The 364-nt window shown below is 58.5% G+C and carries 1 protein-coding gene; it reads left to right on the top strand.

Annotation, left to right across the window (positions count from 1 at the left end; all coding sequences use genetic code 11):
• Window positions 1–50 precede the first annotated feature (50 nt).
• Window positions 51–364: NADH-quinone oxidoreductase subunit A (ndhC, locus tag AC1DN0_RS41945; protein WP_477146737.1), on the top strand; the 314-nt coding region annotated here is incomplete at its 3' end.

Here is a 364-nt window from a genome sequence, read left to right as displayed (position 1 = left end):
GGTTCGTCTGGCGCGCAAAGCGCCAGGTAGCGGTATCCGTCCACTCCCCCATGCCAAAGCGCCTGCAGGCGCAGCGGCAGAGGCAAGAGAGAATCGCTGTGCTGGCCGAATATTTGCCGTCTCTGCTGTTTCTGATCGTTGCCACCGGTATCGGCGTATCGCTGATGCTGGTCGGCCGATTCCTCGGTCCACGACGTCCTGATCTGAAAAAGCTCTCGCCGTACGAATGCGGCTTCGAGGCTTTCGAGGACGCGCGCATGAAGTTCGATGTGCGCTACTACCTGATCGCGATCCAGTTCATCGTATTTGACTTGGAAATCATCTTCATCGTGCCGTGGACCCAGGTCTTCATGGAGCTGGGCGC

The organism is Cupriavidus sp. 05N39 (genome assembly GCF_056397325.1).
The sequence above is the reverse complement of the archived record's forward strand: the minus strand, read 5'-3'. Positions and strand labels throughout refer to the sequence as shown.